The following is a 19,817-nucleotide window of genomic DNA, read 5'->3' as shown; positions in this document are numbered from 1 at the left end:
TTTTTAAATGATAAAATTATATTCGTATCCCTTCTACCGCTATAAAATAAATTTTATACTTAAAATTCTAATAATTTACAATTTATCCCAATCATTCTTTATTGAAGTTATTTTTTTAATTTTTTTGATAAGTTTAGCGGAAGAAAAAAGATTGATTAAGATATCCCAAAAACCGGTATTTTACGATAAATAAAAAGAGACATTTCGAAAAAGATTTTGCTGGTTTGTAAGCATCAAATAATGCCCACCTAAAAAACTAGGGGGCATTATTTGACACTTACATTTCAAGTAATTTTCACTTTTAAATTAATATTAGTTCTCTTTCATATTTTGAATTACCATTTGAAAACTTGTCAGATTGAAAGGTACATTTCCCTTCAATTTCAATATAGACTTTCATTTGTGGAATAGCGTCAGGATATACTTTAGCAATCTCGATGCTACATTTGTTTTCATTATCTAACACATTTGACACAAATTCGCTGTATACGGCAGCGATATAACCCAGATGTGTATTATCTAATGTTAATATCTTAACTGCGAATTTATCATTTTTATTCCCAGGTTCTCTTACTAATTTTAACTGATCTCCGATGCATAACTCTTGCAATATGCTTTCACCATCATAATACTGCCACGCTTCAATAAAAGTTTCTAGTCGAAAGTAATTATCTTTATTATTTTTAACAATAGGTGAGATTAGCTCATAACTATCTGTCCCTAATCTTCCTTTTGTCCTTCTCAAAAAATCCATTTTCGAAGCGTTTTCTTCTAAACCAAAATAATTTAATAAATCATGATAATCTGACCGCTTCGGGTTTGGTAGACGTTTATTGAAGAAATGAAATAAATCCTTAGATGTTACTTTTCCTTCTTCCAATTCAAATTCATAGATTCCTTTGAAACCAGCATCTAATGCCTCTTGCAATCCTCTACGCAGTACATCAAAGGCATAATTGAAATGATATAATCCTTCTTTTTCATTGTAACTGAGGGTTCCAATATGATATTTATTTCTGCTTTCTACTTCTTGCCAAATCACAAGTAAATTTTCTGTCATGTCTCAACACCCCTCCACTTATATTTAGTAAGCCATTGGTGACGGTATGCTATTAAACAATATACCCATTCTTTTTGTTTTTTACTCATAATTTTTTCGGGTACTTTATTGATTATTTCCAACGCCTTATTCAAATCAAAGGTCTTAAAATTATTAATTATCTCTACAACTAGACTCTTATAATTATCATATAAATAATTTAACAACATTGCTACTTTCGGCTTACTATTGCCATTCACTTCTATTAATGTTTGTGTACGATTCGTAAAAGCTTGGAATGCCCTTAAATCCGATGCGTACAAGTTCAATTTTTTATCATGGACATTAAAACCTAATGCACTTCCATTATCATAAATAGGAGAAAAATGATAATTTTCACCATCAAATATAACTCCCCAATTTTCACAATGTCTATCTGTACAGGCAACTAGTGCATCAAATAAACATAGCTCTATAAATTGGGTTTCCATACCAAGGCGTGATATTTCAATCATTATATTCTCAATTGTATAATAATCTAAAGAATTCACATCAAAATTTGGAATCGATTTTGATAAAAATGTCCCACCATCTCGTAACTCAAAGCCTTTAGGTGAAAAATTCTGCATAATAACACCATACGTTTCATTATATTTCGCAAATTGAACATGCATCATACTAAGATTTAATAACTTTCCCATCTCAGCTGTAATTTTTTCTGCCCATAGTTCACCTAAAACAGTTTTGGATTCTTTAAATAAAAATTCTTTCCCTTCAAATAATTCTTCAGGAGCATTAACCCAAAATTTATTCCTTGTTCCAGAAGCTTGTGCCAAATAGTCTCTTTTCCATTCGGTTATATCATATATCTTATAAATATAATCACTTCCTTCACAATATATGTAATATGTACAAAATATGTTTACAAAATTATACCACAATTTTATGTATTCATTATTTATTTTTAACTGAAAATCACTTGAAACCCCAAATTTCAAGTGATTTTGCCAAGCTGTTGAACCCTTGGTGTCGCTGTATTCCTACGCAATCATAAGTCTTTTTACTACCCCGCAACCCAGCGTTTGGAATGCTACTGTTCCCAAGACTTCGACACCTCTTTCATTCAAATTCATATGAAATGGCAGAAAGCGCATATAATGGTGCGGTTTCTGCACGTAAAATTCTAGGACCAAGTGACATCGTTTCAGCACCAGCTTGTAACAGACTTGCTGATTCTTGACGAGAGATGCCACCTTCTGGACCAAAAACGCATAGTATTGATTCCAGTTTACTATCATACACTTTTTTTAGCTTATCGGCAAACTTTGTGCGTTCGAGTTGCTTGGCATCTTCTTCATCCGCAATAAAAACAGCATCATATTGTGGAATAAGCGCAAGTAATTCCTTAAATGAAATAGGCTGTTGAATTTGCGGGACGTATGTACGATGCGATTGTTCCGCCGCTTCCTGTGCAATCTTTTGCAAACGCTCGGTTTTTTTCTCGCCCTTTTTATCGTCCCATTTCACAATAGAACGCTCCGCCGCAAATGGAATTAATGCGTGCATACCTAACTCTGTTGCCTTTTGGGCAATGAGCTCTAGCTTATCGCCTTTCGGTAAACCGCAAGCAATATCAACTTTAATCGGCATTTCTGGTGATGGCACTGTGCGACCTGTATTGTGCACAATAACGGCTACATCTATGTCTATAATTTCACTAACATATGCTTGTCCATTTGTGACAACAACAATTTCGTCACCGCTTTGCATACGCATGACTTTACTTATATGTTTCGCGTTTTCACCAACAATTTCCAGATGCCCCTGTTCATCAAATTGTTCATTTACAAAATATCGTTGCATTAGCTCTCTCCTCTCTTATGAAGAGAAAAGGGCTGTCTGAAAAGAGCAATACCTTTCCAATCAACCCTTATCCCTCTATTGAATATTGACATGCGCATCTTAGCTTTTTTATTAACTATTGTACCTACCGCGCTGCTTTCGGTACAGTAAACATGCCTATTTTCCTGTATCAGAAGCGAAACAGCACATGTGATGAAAGCCCAACAGAAAGTATATGTAGCGATTCAAAATGACTTTTCAACCGCTCTTTTTATTCTGGTCTACGGGAAATAATCGCTACCCAATCTTCCATCATTAAAACTTCTTCGACTTGGAAGCCTGATGCTTCAAGCGCTGCTTTGACATCATCTTTTTTCGCTCCAATGATGCCAGATGTTACATAAACGCCACCTGGCTTAACGATGGAAAACGCATCGTCTGTAAAGCTCATAATAATTTCAGCCAAAATATTTGCAACAACAATGTCTGCTGGCTCCTTTACTGTATCAAGTAAATTACCATGGAATACTTCTGCAATGTGCTCCACTTTATTGAGTTGAATATTTTCTTGCGCTGAACGCACAGCTACTTCATCTAAATCAAGCGCATGTACAGACTTCGCACCAAGCATTGCTGCACCAATTGACAATACACCTGATCCTGTGCCAACGTCTACAACGCTATGCCCCTCTTGCACAACCTTTTCAAGTGCCTGTAAACACATCACTGTTGTTGGATGTGTACCTGTGCCAAAAGCCATGCCTGGGTCAAGCTCAATAATAAGTTCATCCGTTGAAACAGGTGTATAGTCTTCCCATGTTGGAACGATGGTAAAACGCTCTGAAATTTTTACTGGATGATAGTATTGTTTCCAAGCTGTTGCCCAATCCTCTTCGCGCACTTCATTCGTCGTTAATAAATTTTCACCAATATTAATATCAAAATTGACAAGATTCGCGATTGCAAGTCGAATTTCTTCAATCGTTTCAGCTAAAAAGCTGGTAGCAGATAAATAAGCTTTCACTACTACACCGTTTTTCGGGAAATCATCAGGATTTAGCGCATAAATCTCACCAAATTGATCTATTCTTTCCTTTGTTAATTCGATTGAATCTTCTATAACAACACCGCTGGCACCAGCCTCATGCAAAATATTTGATACAGCATCTACTGCTTCATGCGTTGTTAAAATTGACAGCTCTGTCCACTTCACCTGCAACCACTCCTCTTAAAATTATTCACCTTTTAATTTTTTCTTTAGTTGACCCCATAAAGAGCTACCATGCTCTTCTGGAATATCGCCGCTAATTTCTGCAAAATCACGTAACAGTTGTTTTTGCTTCTCCGTTAGTTTTGTTGGTGTCACAACGTTAACAACAACGTATTGATGTCCTACACCGTAACCTTGCACATTTTTAATTCCTTTATCTTTTAGGCGGAACTGCTTACCAGATTGTGTGCCTGCTGGAATTTTCAGTTTTACTTTGCCATTCACCGTTGGCACTTCCACTTCATCACCTAAAGCCGCTTGTGGGAATGTCAGCCTCAATTCATAGTAAATATCGTCACCATCACGTTCAAAGTACTCATGATTACGCACATAGAAAACAATATATAAATCACCTGATGGACCGCCGTTAACACCTGGCTCTCCTTGCCCTGCAACTCGCAGTTGTTGTCCTTCATCCACACCAGCTGGCACGGTTACTTTAATTTTTTTACGCTTCTGTACTGTACCCGCTCCGCGACAAGTTGAACATTTTTCAACAATGATTTTACCTGTACCACGACAACTTGGACAGCTTCGTTTATTGACAATACGACCTAATGGCGTATCGACAGTTTGATTGATTTGTCCTGCACCATTACATTGAGAACATGTTTGTGGCGTTGTACCAGGCTTTGCACCCGAACCATGACATGTATCACAAGATTCATCGCGCGGAATTTCAATTTCTTTTTCCGTACCGAATACCGCCTCTTCAAAGCTAATATTCATGCGATATTGTAGGTCGTCTCCTTTGCGCGGTGCGTTCGGATCTTGACGTCGACCACCACCAAAAAATGAACTAAAAATATCTTCGAAGCCACCAAAGCCGCCGCCACTAAATCCGCCACCGCCAAAGCCTGCATTCGGATCTTCATGGCCAAACTGATCATAACGAGCTTTCTTTTGATCATCTGATAATACTTCATACGCTTCTGCGATTTCTTTAAATTTTTCATCAGCACCCGGCTCTTTGTTAATGTCTGGGTGATATTGCTTTGACAGCTTTCGATATGCTTTTTTTATTTCATCCTTACTGGCACCTTTTGTAAGGCCTAGCACTTCATAATAATCGCGCTTATTCATTTCATTACACTCCGATCTTTTTTGCATAAAGTCTATTCTACCATGCGACAACAAAAACTGCTCTAAATTTATACTATGCAAATGAAAAAAATCATCTAAACATACAAGATAGCTTTTGAACAGCGAAAAGCCAAAGCCGCAAGCGGTCTTTGGCTTTTTTGATATTATTTATTATCGTCTTTTACTTCTTCAAAGTCAGCATCTACAACGCCATCTTCTTTTGTATCAGTAGCTTCCCCGCCTGCTTCACCTTGTGCCGCTTGAGCTGCCGCTGCAGCTTGCTCGTACACTTTCATCACTAACGGTTGTAAAATGCCTTCTAGTTTTTCTTTTGATGCTTTAATGCCTTCGATTTCACCAGCTTCTAATGCCGTTTTTAATTCATCACGTGCATCTTCTACTGATTTTTTCTCATCTTCAGAAATTTGTTCACCTAAATCTGTGATTGTTTTGTCCACTTGGAAAACAAGTTGATCTGCTTCGTTGCGTAATTCTGCTTCTTCTTTACGCTTCGCATCTGCTTCTGCATTTGCTTCCGCATCTTTTACCATGCGTTCTACTTCTTCGTCTGTTAAACCAGAGTCAGATTGAATCACGATTGTTTGCTCTTTGTTTGTACCTAAGTCTTTCGCTTTTACAGACACGATACCATTTTTATCGATATCAAATGTTACTTCGATTTGTGGAATACCACGTGGTGCTGGTGGAATATCGGCTAATTGGAAACGACCTAATGTTTTGTTGTCTGCTGCCATTTGGCGCTCACCTTGTAACACGTGAATATCTACTGCTGGTTGGTTGTCCGCAGCTGTTGAGAACACTTGTGATTTCGATGTTGGAATCGTTGTGTTGCGGTCAATTAAACGTGTGAATACGCCACCCATTGTTTCGATACCTAATGATAATGGTGTTACGTCTAATAATACGATGTCTTTTACATCACCAGTTAGTACGCCACCTTGTACAGCAGCACCCATCGCTACTACTTCATCAGGGTTTACACCTTTATGTGGCTCTTTACCTGTTGCATTTTTAATTGCTTCTACTACTGCTGGAATACGAGTAGAACCACCAACAAGGATTACTTTATCTAATTCAGAAGCTGAAAGACCTGCATCTGATAATGCTTGACGTGTTGGCACGATTGTACGCTCTACTAAGTCGCGTGTTAAATCATCGAATTTCGCACGAGTTAATGTTACTTCTAAGTGAAGTGGACCATCAGCGCCAGCTGTGATGAATGGTAATGAAATTTGTGTTGATGTCACACCTGATAAATCTTTTTTCGCTTTTTCACCAGCGTCTTTTAAACGTTGCATTGCCATTTTATCTTTTGATAAGTCGATGCCGTTTTCTTTTTTGAATTCTTCTACTAAAAAGTCGATTACTTTTTGGTCGAAGTCGTCACCACCAAGCTTGTTATCACCAGCTGTTGCTAATACTTCGAATACACCATCGCCTAATTCAAGAATCGATACGTCAAACGTACCACCACCAAGGTCAAATACTAATACTTTTTGGTCTTCATCTTGTTTATCTAAACCGTAAGCAAGTGCTGCTGCTGTTGGCTCGTTAATAATACGCTCTACTTCAAGACCAGCGATTTTACCAGCGTCTTTTGTTGCTTGACGTTGTGCATCGTTAAAGTAAGCAGGTACTGTAATAACCGCTTTTGTTACTTTTTCGCCTAAATAATCTTCTGCGTAACCTTTTAAGTATTGAAGAATCATTGCAGAAACTTCTTGCGGTGTATAATCTTTATCTTCAACAGTTACTTTGTCAGCAGTACCCATTTTTGATTTAATCGACATAATTGTGTTTGGGTTTGTTACAGATTGACGTTTCGCAACTTCCCCTACTTGACGTTCGCCGTTTTTAAAGGCAACAACAGATGGTGTTGTACGATTCCCTTCTGGGTTTGGAATTACTTTTGGTTCCCCGCCTTCTAAAACAGAAACACAAGAGTTTGTTGTACCTAAGTCAATACCGATAATTTTGCTCATTTGAATTTTTCCTCCTAATAATTAAACACAAGTATAATTAATTTATTTTAAACGCATTAGGTGCGCTTGCACATAAAGTGAACCTACCAACCGTTTTTTTGCAGGCTGTTGTTCCCCACTTAACTATTTTGAAGTGGGATCTTACAGACTGTTAAATACGGGATAAAATTATTCGTTTACAGAAACCATTGCTGGTCGTAATACGCGATCCTTTAATTTATAGCCTTTTTGCAGTTCACGTAAAACAATGCCTGATTCCTTCTCGCTATCTTGCTCTTGCATCACTGCTTGATGGAAGTTCGGATCAAATGCTTCTCCTTCTGCTGCAATTACTTCTAAGCCTTCTTTTGCTGTCGCATCAATAAATTGGCGATAGACCATTTCAACACCTGTATATAATGAAGTCGCTTCTTCTGACGTGACTTCCACTTGTAAGGCGCGGTCCAAATTATCAAGCACAGGGATTAAATCCGTTAGCAAGCTTTGTGCGCGGAATTTTTCCGCAGCCTCTCTATCCAATTTATTACGACGTAACATATTGTCATAGTCAGCTCTTAAACGTAAATAGCGATCTTCTTGTTCCGCTAATTTTGCTTCCAGCTCAGCAATTTTTTGTTCATTTTCATCTAGCGGCGCAACTTCTTCCGCAACTACCTCTTCTATTTCCTCAGTAGTTTGTTGCTCTAGCTCTTGGTTTTCTACTTTTTCTGACACTCTATATCCTCCTTAAAACGCTGCTAATGTTTCTTGAATGCACCCGATAGACCATGTTGCATCATATCTAATAATGTCACAACGCGTCGATAATCCATACGAGTCGGTCCGATAATTGCAATCGCACCATGCTGTGCATCTCCAGTGGAAAAGGCTGTCGTAATTACACTACAGTTTTCCATTGCTAAAAGATGGTTTTCAGAACCGATGCGAATTTGAATCCCCGCTTGATTTGGCTGGAACAAAGATTGCAGCTGACTTTCTTTATCCATCAAATCCATTAACATGCGAATTTTATTTAAATCATGAAACTCTGGCTGATTCAACATATTCGTTTTACCACCATAGTAGATTTTCCCTTCTTTTTGATGTTTTGAAACATCTACGAATGATTGAACGACTGTTTCTGCTGCTGCAATATGTTGTTTCAATATGCTCAGCACTTCAGCTTCAAGCTTAATGTGTAGCTCATGGAGCGGTACCCCGATTAAGCGGTCATTTAAAATATTGACCATTTTCTCAACATCCGCGGGACTAAATCCCTTCGGCAAAGTAAGGGTGCGATTTTCTACATGACCGTTATCTGTTACGATAATCGCAACGGCCGTTTGTTCTGTCAGCGGCACAATTTGAAATTTTTTCACTTTATGCTGCTGTACGTCTGGACCGAGAAGAATCGCTGTATATGTCGTTAATTCCGACAAAATAGTAGCTGATTCCCGAATAAGCTCCTCCATTTCACCAATTCGATAATTAAAAACAGATTGGATTTGACTTATTTCTTCGTCGCGAATCATATGAGGCTGTAATAAATGATCGACATAAAAACGATAGCCTTTTTCCGACGGTACACGCCCTGAAGATGTGTGAGTTTTTTCTAAAAAACCTAACTCCTCAAGATCCGCCATTTCATTGCGAATCGTTGCAGGGCTATAGGTAATACCCTCTCTCTTCGAAATTTGACGTGAACCAACAGGCTGAGCAGATGTTACAAAATCATCAACGATGACTTGCAAAATTTGCAACTGACGATTTGTTAGCATTTTAATCACCTCTGTTAGCACTCGTTTTAATGGAGTGCTAATACTAATAATAAATTAACAAATCTCGTTATTGATGTCAACGAAATCGCACATCTTTTTATAGGTTATCTAAAAAGCTTGTTCATCGCCGTCATTACAGTTAACATCTCTCTTCCTTAGTAGCTCTCTTGTTCCTTCTGTTTTGGGTTCAGTTGAGCAAATTCGCTTGTTTTTCGTGTGAATTGCACTGTTTAACGTGCGAAAATGGGCATCTTGTGTGCGAATTTACTTATCAAGCGGGCGAATCATTACTTTTGAACTAGAAATCTAGAAAGTAGCCCCCTCTTTTTAGACGCTTCGCTTTCGCGCAGTAAAGATTGCTAAATCATGTTAAAAATTGCTGGAACACTTCATTCCCTACAAAGCGGCCTTGTCTTGTTAAGCGAATGCCGCGTTCATCCAGCTGTAAAAGTCCTTCTTTGACAAGCTGCTCAATTATCTCACCATAGCGTTTTTGCATCGGCTCCTGCATTTTCTTTTCATACGATTCAAATGTGACCCCGTCTACTTTGCGTAAACCTAAAAACATTTGCTCTTCGACTTTCTCTTCGAATGTTACTGCATGCTCATGAACGAGTGGGCGCACTCCAGACTCAACTGTTTCGATATATTTTTTAATCGGTCCATGGTTGGAATAGCGTACGCCTGCCAAATAACCGTGCGCCCCTGCGCCAAAGCCTGCGTATTCGTCATTATCCCAATAAATTTTATTATGAACGGACTCGTTGCCTTCTTCAGCAAAATTACTAATCTCGTATTGCACTAAGCCCGCTGCCTCCATTTCACGCATTAACATATCGTACATATCTGCCTCTAAATCTTGTGTTGGTAAATGTAGCTTGCCTTTTGCATATTGAATGTAGAATACCGTCTTTGGCTCGACAATCAATGAATACGCAGAGTAATGTGGAAGCTTTAATGCTAAAGCAGTTTGCAATGTTTGCGCCCACTGCTCCATTGTTTGTCCTGGTAAGCCATACATTAAATCAATACTAATATTCGTAAAGCCCACTTGCTTTGCTGTTTCAATTGCTTTGTACACATGTTCGTTGCTATGCGTGCGTCCGATTTTTTCTAGCAAGCCTGCATCAAATGATTGCACACCCATGCTTAAGCGATTAACACCACCGTCAAACAACGCCTGTAATTTTTCCTCTGTCAACTCATCAGGATTCGCTTCCGATGTAAACTCTTTTACGTTTTGCATCGGAATAAAGTTTCGAATAATTTCAAGTAATCGACTAATTTGTGCAGCGGATAGTGCAGTTGGCGTCCCTCCACCTAAAAATATAGTTTCTATTTGCTGAAATGCCTCTGAATTTTGCGCTACCGTCATCGCTATTTCTTGTCCAAGTGCCTCAATATATGCATCTACTGGCTGATTTTTAAAAAATACTTTATTAAAATCACAGTAATGGCAAATTTGATGACAGAAGGGAATATGAATGTAAACACCTCTTGCCAATAAAATCACTTCCCTTGTTATGTTTAAAAAATATGATTTCTATCATTAAAGTTTTGCTAAACCATCAATGAATAATATCCGTTTCTCTCGATTTTTTCAGCAACGCTTCCGTTTTCTCACTTAAAATCTTTTTAAAGAATGTACCAAACAGCAAGAATAGCACACCACCGACCAATAAAACAGCTATATCTAGCATTACCGTTGACCAAATAATACCGCCAACAGCTTCGCGCATTAATTCGATTGCGTAAGTAAAAGGTAAAAACGGATTAATCATTTGGAAAAACTTCGGCAATAGCTGTACAGGATACGTACCACCTGAACCCGCAATTTGCAGTACGAGCATTACGATGGCCATCGCCTTTCCAACATCGCCAAACACCGATACAAGTGTATAAACGACCGTAATAAAGACGCTGGAAATAAACAGCCCAAATACGACGAATAAAACAGGTGATGCTAGTGTACCATCAAATAAGAAAATATCGCCCATTGTAATAATGAATGTTTGCAGTAAAGCAAATGTACCGAACGTTAACAGGCGACCGAAATAAACTTCACGAATCGTATATTGTCCAGCGTGATGAATATTTACAGATAACAGGGAAATAAGCAGTAAACAGCCTACCCAAATCGATAAAACTGTGTAAAACGGTATCATACCTGTTCCATACTTTTCAATCGGGAATAATTTATGATTTTCTATTTCTACAGGATTTGCAAAGAAATCACGTTCAGCTGACGCATTATTTTTCAGTAATGTAATAATTTCATGGATATTTGCTTCTTTATTTAAAGTGCGCAATTTATCAGCTAACTCATTCACTTTCTCACTTAATGAAGGATAATCAGCCTGAATCTTTGCCAGCGTTTCATTTGCCTTCGCTAACGATTCATCCGCATCCTTTAAAATTTGTGTCACTTCTGGTACTAAGCCTTGTACCTTTGTTAAAATATCCGATGCCCCTGTTAAGCTCTCTTTTGCATCGCCTAGCATAGACTTAATTTTCGGCTCTAATGTGTTTTTATATTGCGTTAAAAAACCATCAATTTGTAGGTCTATATTCGATGCGACCTGCTGTAAATTTTTCAAGCCCTGCTTGACCGTCGAATCATTGACATCAATTTGGCCTAACGCATCTAGTTGACGAGAAAAGTCCGACATGACTGATTTTAAATTATTCAATCGATTTAATACGAGCTGTTCGCGTTCCTGTGCATTTGGTAAGCTGTCTACATGTGTCAAAATATCTTCAAGCTTTTGAACCATTTTGCTATTCGCTAATTTTTCCTCGTCGATTTGAGGATTCATTGCAAGTAGTTCATTAATCGTTTGCTGTACCTTTTCTTTCAACACTAATCGTGTAGCTTCCGCATCTTGTGCAATTTCGCCAACCGCTTCCGCATGTGTAATCAGCTCATCTACACCTTTTTCAGCAATCGCTAATTGATTTTGTAAATCGCTTAATGCTTGATCTAGCTTCGGCGTATCAATGTTAACATTGCCTAACTGCGCTAAAAAGCTTTCCACATCTCTCGAAATCTTTTGAACACGTTGTAAATCCCTTTCTACAATTGGCGATAAATTGTTCAATGTCACTTCTGCTTCATTCAATAAGAGCTGAGCACTTTGTACCGTAGCCAAGCCTTGATTTGTCGTTTCCTGCACTTGTGGCATCATATCCAAACCTTCGGTAATCATTTCTCCAGCTTTGTCGCTATCTTGTGCAGCTTTATTTAATGTGTGCTCAATTTCAGGTAAATGCTCCTCGATTAAAAATACGTATTCCTCAAACTTTTCAAAGTTCGGTATTTCCTTTTCAATTTCAATACCAAGCTCATTAAAAAGCGTAAAAATTGTACCGTTCACTGTTGCGATAAATTCACTCGAAATTTGCTCGGCAATACCGCTCGCCCCTTTATCCGTAATTTTAGGCGCAATGGAGTTAATTTTTTCATTAACATAGTATTCGATTTTTGCCTTCTCTGGTGTATCTGCCAGCACAGAAGCTAGCTTTGTAGAAAAATCAGCAGGAATAATAACTGCGGCAAAATAATCCCCTACTGTTACTTGATTAATCGCTTCTTCCCTATTGGTAAATTTCCAAGCAAAGTTTTGATTTGTCGATAATTGGACAACGAGCTCATTCCCTACATTTATTGCATCACCACGTACAGTGGAGCCGGCATCTTCATTGACAATCGCCACTTGCATCTGATTTGTCTGTCCATATGGGTCCCACGAAGCATAAATATTAAACCATGCATAGAGCGATGGCAAAAATACCAAACCTCCTATTAAAACAATCGCTACCCAATTGGTTGCTATATTTTTTATATCACTCGTATAAATAGTGAAAATTTGCTTTAAACTATTTTTCATCTCGTACTCCTTTTCATGAATTAATTAGATCCTTATAATATATAACAAAAATGCTCATCGACTAAATAATAGAAAATAGATAGAGCATTGACGAATAGCTTTTTTGCCCTCATCATAAAAGTGGAGGTGTGCATTATGTATTTATATTTTGGAGTTGTTCCACTTGTTTTATTTATTATTTTTATGATTTCGTATTTAATCGATTCTAGAAAATTGATCAATGGCCTTTTATTTAACTTTTTCCTTGTGACATTTTTTATGTTCTGTCTCTTTGCATCTTTATCATCTGACAGTCATTTATTAAAACTAGCTATTGTGATTCCTATCGCTGCATTACTATTATTGATTCCATTTGCATTGGTGGCGTTTACCGTTGCCCTCTTTATCAATGCACGTACATTGTTTCGCAAGGAAGGGCGACGTTTCTCCAACTCCTTAACATTGCTATTAGGTATCGCGATTGTCGCATACTTTTTTATCGGCCTATTTAATTTAAGTGGGCGTTTTTCACTTGAATTCCAGCCATTTTTCGCTGCGGTTTCTTTTATTATCTTTTACTTTTTAGTGCATGTATCGAACTTTTTATCGGCTTATTTTTTATATCAGTTTAATCGCCCGCGCTTGAATCAAGACTTTATCATCGTGCTAGGCAGTGGCTTGATTAATGATAAAGTACCGCCGCTATTAGCGAGCCGTATTAATAAGGCTATTGAGTTTTATTATAAACAAGCGAAGGTGACGACACCACCAACAATTATTTTTTCTGGTGGTCAAGGGCCAAATGAGGGACTTTCAGAGGCGGAGGCGATGCAAAGCTATGCGCTCGAAAAAGGGATTCCCTTTGAGCATACGTTACAAGAAAATAAATCCGTGAATACATATGAAAACATGCTATTTTCTAAGCGTATTATGGATGCATTAAAGCCAAAGTATAACAGTATTTTCACAACGAATAATTTTCACCTATTTCGAGCAGGGCTCTATGCCCGCCAAGCAGGTTTAAACAGCCAAGGAATCGGCGCAAAAACAGCTTTCTACTACTGGCCAAATGCAATGATTCGTGAATATGTCGCTATCGTTGTGATGGGGAAAAAACGTCATTTGAGCATTATCGGCATTGTGTTTTTCTTTGCTGCATTATTATCACTGTTTCTTTATTTGTTCGGCTAATCAATTACACCTAGGTTTCATGATTTCACCATCAATTCACATGGGAATTTTCTGTACCTGACGCGCTACTTTCGCTGCAGAAAACATTACTGAAGCAAGATAAAAGCTGTCTGGAATAAGGCTACTTTCCAGACAGCCAATGCGTTGGAGGCTGAATATATGTCGGTAATTTCGTCTCACTGTTCCCTTTAGCAGAGTTAATCTGCATTTGTGTTAAAAACATGCTTGTCGAAAGATTCGCTCCTCTGACGTTCGCATCACGCAAATCCGCACCAATCAAATCAACACCTCTTAAGTCTGCATTGTGCAAATCTGCTGCAATTAAATAAGCACCTCTTAAATCAGTCGTTCTCAAATCTTTCCCTTTTAAATTCTTGCCAACCCAATCAACACCTCGATATTGCTTACCTTTTTTTATTTTAAAAACATTTGCACTCAACTCGTTGCGGATGTATTCACTTGTTTCCAACAGCAACGCGTTGACAGGCTGTCGACAACTAATCATATCTAAAGCTAATAGTTGATCCGCATCCAAATTCGTCAAACCTTGTAACTGATCTAGTTGTTCACTTAACTTGACTCTTAGTGAATTTGAAATCTTATATGTTAATGCTTCAGCAACAAAGGCAATCATTTCATAGAGCTGCTCCATCACTGGAAATACGCTAAACATTTTCTTAGAAACTTCCGGATGCTCTCGCCAACTTTGCCCTTTAAACGTATGCTGTGAAACTTTTTGACCAGCCCCTAAACAATCGAACACTGTACATCCTTTAAATCCTTGCACCCTTAGATTCTTATGTATTTTACAGCGAAAATCTTGCTGTAAGTTTGGACAAGGTGTCTCAGCAGGCTTATTGATTGCGAAGTCACTTGATGCAACAATATTTAATGCCGTACAACAAAGCCCAAAGCATTTCGAGCAATCGGCTCTTAAATTTTCTCTAATATTTTTAGCTGTTTCACTATACATATGCTAACCTCTCTATAGGTTTCTTATTTTTATTTCGTATTAACTGTACCGAAAACAAAGTGATAGGTACAGATGTAGCGGCATCCTGTGCGCCAAAATACCCCAACGATTAAAGATTCACTTTATTGTACTTTATCATTTCACGTGGTGCTCAGATTATTGAGATGTTTTGTCGTTCAATTGAGAGCCTAAATAGTTTGTCACAAGTTCTCTTTCTGTCACTTCGCGTTCATAGACTACATGATATGCTTTTGCATGCGGCCGCGAGCTAACAATTGCATGGACTTCTTGTTCAATGAAATGAATGGCCACACCATCATCTGCTGCATAGCCTGATTGGATTTGCTGTGTTGCGATTAACCGATGGTAGCTAGGTCTTCGATTGGCTTCCCCATCATAATGTGGACAATTGCTTCCTTGCAACAAGCCCAAGCACGACAAAGGTGCTAAGCCATCACCAAAAGAATCGGTCACTCCCTCTTCAAACCAACAAATCGACCCTGCACTGATACCTGCTAATACGATACCTTGTTCCCAAGCTTTTTTTAAAATCTTGTCTACCCCCCACTCTTTCCATAGTGCCAATAAATTTTTGGTGTTGCCCCCACCGACATAAATAATGTCCTGTGCAAGTAACAACGACTCTATGTCTCTTGTAGATGGGCTAAATAAAGAAAAATGGCTAGGCAAACATGACTGTTGCTCAAAAAATTGATAAAATCGTGCAATATAATCTTGTGAATCGCCACTCGCTGTTGCTAAAAAGCAAATTTTCGGTTTTACTTTCCCGCTCTGTTTCAATATATATTGGTCTAACAGCGGATTGTCTGGCTCCATTGAAAAGCCACCGCCTCCCATTGCGATAATTTGTTTCATCTGCCAACCTCCCTATTAGAAAAAAGATACTTGAACTTCTAACACCAACTAAGAGCTTTCTTGTATTAGCTTCTTTAAAGTTATTGAAGACTTTTCTTTTTATCAAAGAACCCTTCGAAAATCATATACAGCGCCACTACAATGAAAAAGCTAAATAACCATGTGTTATTTTCTTTTAAGTTTGTAAAAATTAAAATTGCACCAAATAATGTAATAAGAATTTTAATGATTAATTTCATCAAACCCATTACTTCTTTCGATTGAAAAATCAAGTTATAGTCGAGCTAATTTCATCCTATCATTTCCAATATATAGATTTCAATAGTGGCTTTCCGAAAATATCTCTTACGGTTACCGAAAAACACCTTGCATTTTGTCAGATAATGATGATGTTCGCCATTATTTATGTCGATTAACTATCATTAAGCTACTCTTTCTCCCTCAGCCGACCTGTGAAGTGGAATGACAATAGAATTGGGCAACTTCTTTGCATCAAGAAGCCAGCTTTTTCGCTAAACGAGACTACCATGTCTACTACTCCATATCAAACTTTTCTTTGTTGAAGTGCCTAGTAATTGCTTCTTCCCCGCTATTACAGGTGTAGCCTATCCAGCTATTTAACGCCTGTAGTATTTAAACAACTGCCCTCATAATTTTTGTCCCATTTAGTGTTGACCTTCCAGTCTAAACCTAACTTTATTGCATAATTGAAACTTTTTTCTGTCTGTAGCTAAAGGTTTCTAAACCAAACAAAAAACACCTCCATTTTAATGAAGGTGACTTTGGATAAATCACACAATGAAATCCTCTAAAACAACATAGCGTTATAGAGTGAATTTTAATTTAATTGCAAAATGGTTAACGAGCGATTTAAATAACCGAAAATCGGATCATCTGAAGTTGCACTCGCGCCTACACTATCTCCTGCATTTAAAGCAGCTTGCACAACAAAGGATGAGCTATTTCTACTAGTAATATTAAATACAGCGAGCCCTTGAGTAAAGATAGGTGCTCCGTTGACTGTAATACTAGCTGTTAAATAGCTCTGCCCCGGGTCTGGTGCGGCAAAGGCTATCGCATTTATCGATAAAGTCACTTGATATACTCCGCTTTCACTAACGACCAATTCATTTCCAGTTGGACTAACTGTCACTTTAGACAAAGGACCTGCTACACTAAATGGTACAGGTGTCATAACAGGCGTCGTGTCTGTTACTGTATCTCCTCTTAAAGAACCGAAGCTTAAAACACGTTCTGGCGGAGGTATAATTGGCCCTTGGGTTGCGACAAATCGAGCTAAATATTTAGATTCAGTTACATGACATTTATTACTGTGACAATGTCCATTTGCATCTTTAAATGACACTTTTCTTTCACCCCCATATTCTCCTTAATGTAGCTAGTATATTCGATTTATTTAGCATTACTTGTACGAATGTCTACATGAGCTAGCGGTTAGGAAGAGCATGGGCTGAGCTATAAAAAATTCAAATCAAAGTGCAAAACATACCAATAATTCGAATTTATTAGTATGGTATATCGCAATATTTACATGACACTTATGACCGTTTGAAACAAGAAGAGTTTATCAGCAAAATCTTAAGCTTAGCTATGTATGTAAAAAAAATGATGAGCATTGTACACAGCCAATTGTTAAATATGAATGTGCTTTTGTGATGCTTTTAATTTTTTATAAAGAAAAATTGCATAAATAACAAAGATTGCAAGAATTATAAATGTAAAATTGTCATTACCATCTTTAGAAGCTAAAATAATAAAACTATTATTGATTCCATGGAATAATATTGTAACAATTAACGGTTGCCCTAACGCGATTAACAAAGCTAAAACCATACCAGTCGAAAAGGCATAACCTGCTTGGATAACTGTACTCAACAAATCTTGACCACCAAGAAGTTGCAAAGAATGCGTTATCGCAAATAACAGGCTTGATACTGTAACTGCAAGTATAATTCCTTTTTCTCTTAACGTCGATATCATCAGTCCCCTATAAATCATTTCTTCAATAAAGGCAATGATTAGTACATGCGTTATGAGTACTAAAACTACATTTGAATAATCCCCTAAATTAAGACCACCGTTTCCTATGTATATAATGACCAAAACAATGATAAGCGGCATTGAATATAATAATGTTTCTTTTACTGAACTAGTAGAAAATAGATTCAATGCTGTTCGACTTTTTTTAGAGAACACTATATAACCGTATAAAATTAAAGCAAATGGTACTAAGCCCAAATAAGAGAGAAATGGATTACTAGCTGAAGTTACTGAAGCATATATACCATTCATGGTGAAAAACACTAGAACGAGAAGTTCTAAACCAATTACTTTTAACAATTGTTTCATGTATAAAAACTCCTCTAACTTTTATTTAATACAATTGTACGTAGTTAAATTAAAATAGATTCGTTTTTCAAAAAAATTTTTTAATCAAACTATTCATGTCACTTTATACGATTTCTTTTTTGTAATATACGATTATGAAGGCGGCTTAGTAATAAAGTGGCTAAAACTGCTCCTAAAAAGGCCAGTGTCATATCCCATTGTGCATCCCATTTATCGCCTTGCATGCCAAGGACATCCTTTGATATTTTACTCTGTGTTGCCACTTTTGTACTTAGCCACTCAATAATTTCGTAAAGCGCCGCAACGGCTAACACCATACTAACCGAAATAGTTGATAGCCAAGCCCCTTGCTTTAGTGGAGTAAAATGCAATAAGATTTCACGAACAACAATCGCAATAAGCCCTTTAAAGAAATGCCCAAATCGGTCATAATGATTGCGCTGTAAGTGAAATTCTTCCTTTAACCAATTGAAAAAGGGAACCTCCGCATACGTATAATGACCTCCGATAAATGTAAGTATAGATAAAAAGGCAATGATACAATAGGATAATGTCGTAAAGCGAAATTTAGAGTAAGTAATCAATAAGATTATCATAATTACTACAGCTGGCCCAACTTCAGCAAGCCAACTTGTATAAGATGCCGGTCCAATAGCTGACCATAGTAAAACAATGACTACCACAATAAACAATGTGCTATGTATTTTATTCATCTTCAGCCCCTCCTAAAAGGAGTATGTCTTTAAATAAATGGATCTATACTCAAATAAAAGCATAGGTACTAAATTTCATAATTAAATATTACTGGATCAATATAATTCGGTACTGGGATTAAATTCATTTTGTGTTCCAAGTACATCACCTACTTCATCTTTGCCCATATTATTTGCTTACTAGGTGTTTCTATTAGGACATTAAACCTTGATATATTAATTCATCTTTATTAACAGGTTTTTTGAGGAAAATTTCTACTAACTTAATTCATACATATTATTTATTTATAAAATATGATTAATAAGACTAGAGAACATAACAGCTACTACATACTATGAAAATGTAATCTGCAGATTATAAATCATTATTTTGGGAGGTGAATATTGTATGCCTTTAACTACTGGTCCAATTGAAAATGTAGGAAACCTACCTGCGAATGCCTCTAGTGTTCGTGTAAAAATTCTCAATCTCACTGGTGGTTTACTAACAGGAGTTGTCCGAGTTTATAGGCTTAACGGTAGAAGACAGTTACTCTCAACGACGCCTTTTACGGCGGCTGCTAACGCTTCTACTTTTGTAACTCCAGGTGTAGGGGGCTCATTTCAATATGAAGTTGAAATTGCTCCAAATCAAACTGGTGGATTATATAGTGTTTATGGACGGACAGCTTCAGGCGTTATCATTGATGCACAACGCTTCGTGAACTCAGAATTAACAGCAATTCTTTAATGGAAAAATCATAAAAGGGTTTGTCTAAAAAGTCGTAATCACTTTTAAAAAACGAAAAATCCAGCTGATTTATTCATTGAAAGAAAAGGCGATGAAGCGAATGT

At 37.3% G+C, this 19,817-nt stretch carries 18 protein-coding genes; 2 read left to right on the top strand and 16 right to left on the bottom strand.

Translation table 11 applies throughout. The features are described 5' to 3' along the window. Positions 1 to 301: 301 nt before the first annotated feature. The 10 genes from C9J34_RS19220 to C9J34_RS19175 form a co-directional block, all read right to left on the bottom strand. Positions 302 to 1,060 (bottom strand): HIRAN domain-containing protein, encoded by a 759-nt coding sequence (locus C9J34_RS19220; protein WP_107841792.1) that lies wholly within the window; start codon positions 1,058 to 1,060, stop codon positions 302 to 304. After that, on the bottom strand, positions 1,057 to 1,875 hold the full coding sequence (locus C9J34_RS19215; RefSeq protein WP_107841791.1) for a HipA domain-containing protein: 819 nt from the start codon (positions 1,873 to 1,875) through the stop codon (positions 1,057 to 1,059). The genes C9J34_RS19220 and C9J34_RS19215 overlap by 4 nt, the downstream gene beginning before the upstream one ends. A gap of 283 nt (positions 1,876 to 2,158) precedes the next feature. Continuing rightward, positions 2,159 to 2,902 carry a 16S rRNA (uracil(1498)-N(3))-methyltransferase gene (locus C9J34_RS19210; protein ID WP_107841790.1) on the bottom strand — a complete coding sequence of 248 codons (744 nt, stop codon included), beginning with the start codon at positions 2,900 to 2,902 and terminating at the stop codon, positions 2,159 to 2,161. A gap of 250 nt (positions 2,903 to 3,152) precedes the next feature. Next, positions 3,153 to 4,094, bottom strand: coding sequence for a 50S ribosomal protein L11 methyltransferase (prmA, locus tag C9J34_RS19205; protein ID WP_107841789.1), 942 nt, complete (start codon positions 4,092 to 4,094; stop codon positions 3,153 to 3,155). A 21-nt stretch (positions 4,095 to 4,115) separates the two neighbouring features. Then, positions 4,116 to 5,234 (bottom strand): molecular chaperone DnaJ, encoded by a 1,119-nt coding sequence (dnaJ, locus tag C9J34_RS19200; protein WP_107841788.1) that lies wholly within the window; start codon positions 5,232 to 5,234, stop codon positions 4,116 to 4,118. 164 nt (positions 5,235 to 5,398) lie between these two features. Then, on the bottom strand, positions 5,399 to 7,237 hold the full coding sequence (gene dnaK, locus C9J34_RS19195; RefSeq protein WP_107841787.1) for a molecular chaperone DnaK: 1,839 nt from the start codon (positions 7,235 to 7,237) through the stop codon (positions 5,399 to 5,401). A gap of 168 nt (positions 7,238 to 7,405) precedes the next feature. Continuing rightward, positions 7,406 to 7,951 carry a nucleotide exchange factor GrpE gene (grpE, locus tag C9J34_RS19190; protein WP_107841786.1) on the bottom strand — a complete coding sequence of 182 codons (546 nt, stop codon included), beginning with the start codon at positions 7,949 to 7,951 and terminating at the stop codon, positions 7,406 to 7,408. 23 nt (positions 7,952 to 7,974) lie between these two features. After that, entirely contained in the window at positions 7,975 to 8,994 is a 1,020-nt protein-coding gene (gene hrcA, locus C9J34_RS19185) for a heat-inducible transcriptional repressor HrcA (RefSeq protein WP_107841785.1), read from the bottom strand. A 364-nt stretch (positions 8,995 to 9,358) separates the two neighbouring features. After that, on the bottom strand, positions 9,359 to 10,498 hold the full coding sequence (gene hemW / locus C9J34_RS19180) for a radical SAM family heme chaperone HemW (protein WP_107841784.1): 1,140 nt from the start codon (positions 10,496 to 10,498) through the stop codon (positions 9,359 to 9,361). A gap of 64 nt (positions 10,499 to 10,562) precedes the next feature. Next, positions 10,563 to 12,881: a YhgE/Pip domain-containing protein gene (locus tag C9J34_RS19175; RefSeq protein ID WP_107841783.1), complete on the bottom strand. Its 2,319-nt coding sequence runs from the start codon at positions 12,879 to 12,881 to the stop codon at positions 10,563 to 10,565. Positions 12,882 to 13,016: 135 nt separating this feature from the next. Between C9J34_RS19175 and C9J34_RS19170 the strand changes: the two genes are divergently transcribed. Continuing rightward, positions 13,017 to 14,051, top strand: a complete 1,035-nt coding sequence (locus tag C9J34_RS19170) for a YdcF family protein (protein WP_107841782.1) — start codon at positions 13,017 to 13,019, stop codon at positions 14,049 to 14,051. Between the two features lie 121 nt (positions 14,052 to 14,172). Here C9J34_RS19170 and C9J34_RS19165 read toward each other — a convergent pair whose 3' ends face one another. The 6 genes from C9J34_RS19165 to C9J34_RS19145 form a co-directional block, all read right to left on the bottom strand. After that, the gene (locus C9J34_RS19165; RefSeq protein WP_107841781.1) at positions 14,173 to 15,024 is read right to left on the bottom strand and encodes a pentapeptide repeat-containing protein; all 852 of its coding nucleotides are present in this window, start codon (positions 15,022 to 15,024) and stop codon (positions 14,173 to 14,175) included. 156 nt (positions 15,025 to 15,180) lie between these two features. Then, complete coding sequence (locus C9J34_RS19160) at positions 15,181 to 15,900, bottom strand: Type 1 glutamine amidotransferase-like domain-containing protein (RefSeq protein ID WP_107841780.1); 720 nt, start codon at positions 15,898 to 15,900, stop codon at positions 15,181 to 15,183. Between the two features lie 80 nt (positions 15,901 to 15,980). Then, positions 15,981 to 16,139, bottom strand: coding sequence for a hypothetical protein (locus tag C9J34_RS22130; RefSeq protein WP_193769090.1), 159 nt, complete (start codon positions 16,137 to 16,139; stop codon positions 15,981 to 15,983). 599 nt (positions 16,140 to 16,738) lie between these two features. Then, complete coding sequence (locus tag C9J34_RS19155) at positions 16,739 to 17,266, bottom strand: hypothetical protein (RefSeq protein ID WP_107841779.1); 528 nt, start codon at positions 17,264 to 17,266, stop codon at positions 16,739 to 16,741. 287 nt (positions 17,267 to 17,553) lie between these two features. Continuing rightward, entirely contained in the window at positions 17,554 to 18,270 is a 717-nt protein-coding gene (locus C9J34_RS19150) for a CPBP family intramembrane glutamic endopeptidase (RefSeq protein WP_107841778.1), read from the bottom strand. A gap of 98 nt (positions 18,271 to 18,368) precedes the next feature. Next, positions 18,369 to 18,983: a DUF2238 domain-containing protein gene (locus tag C9J34_RS19145; RefSeq protein ID WP_107841777.1), complete on the bottom strand. Its 615-nt coding sequence runs from the start codon at positions 18,981 to 18,983 to the stop codon at positions 18,369 to 18,371. Between the two features lie 388 nt (positions 18,984 to 19,371). Here C9J34_RS19145 and C9J34_RS19140 point away from each other — a divergent pair, with 388 nt between their 5' ends. After that, on the top strand, positions 19,372 to 19,713 hold the full coding sequence (locus C9J34_RS19140) for an ATPase (RefSeq protein ID WP_107841776.1): 342 nt from the start codon (positions 19,372 to 19,374) through the stop codon (positions 19,711 to 19,713). Positions 19,714 to 19,817: the final 104 nt, after the last annotated feature.

Source organism: Metasolibacillus meyeri (assembly GCF_003049505.1).
GTDB lineage: Bacteria > Bacillota > Bacilli > Bacillales_A > Planococcaceae > Metasolibacillus > Metasolibacillus meyeri.
This window is presented reverse-complemented; position numbering and strand designations above follow the sequence as displayed.